This window comes from Escherichia sp. 94.0001, from assembly GCF_013369155.2.
Classification (GTDB): Bacteria; Pseudomonadota; Gammaproteobacteria; order Enterobacterales; family Enterobacteriaceae; genus Escherichia; species Escherichia coli_F.
Window position 1 is genome coordinate 1 of the sequence record NZ_JABWMS020000228.1, and the last position, 537, is coordinate 537.

General features: G+C 54.2%; 1 pseudogene. It reads left to right on the forward strand.

The window, feature by feature from the left end:
* Positions 1–14: 14 nt before the first annotated feature.
* Positions 15–537: pseudogene (locus HEN33_RS25400) on the forward strand (DUF968 domain-containing protein); the annotation flags it as partial.

Here is a 537-nt window from a genome sequence, read left to right on the forward strand (position 1 = left end):
GATCTGGAGGTAATGTGCGGGTATTACTTCGACCTGTTCTGGTACCGGAACTCGGTCTGGTTATCGTTAAGCCAGGCCGTGAATCAATGTCAGCATTCCATAACGGCAGAATACTGGTGGAGCCGGAACCAAAAAGCATGCGAGCTCTGCCGTCCGGGGTTGTACCTGCCGTTCACCAGCCGCTGGCGGAAGATAAATCACTACTGCCATTTTTCAGCGATGAGCGGGTGATCCGTGCTGCGGGTGGCGCTGGTGCACTGTCTGACTGGTTATTACGTCACGTGAAATCCTGCCAGTGGCTACACGGTGATTATCATCACAGCGAAACCGTCATTCACCGTTACGGTACCGGCGCGATGGTGTTGTGCTGGCACTGCGACAACCAGCTGCGGGAGCAGACATCTGATTCACTGGATCAACTTGCTCAACAGAATCTGGCCGCCTGGATGATTGACATCATCCGTCACGCAATGAATGGCGCACAGGAGCGTGAATTATCTCTGGCTGAATTATCCTGGTGGGCGGTCCGCAATCAGG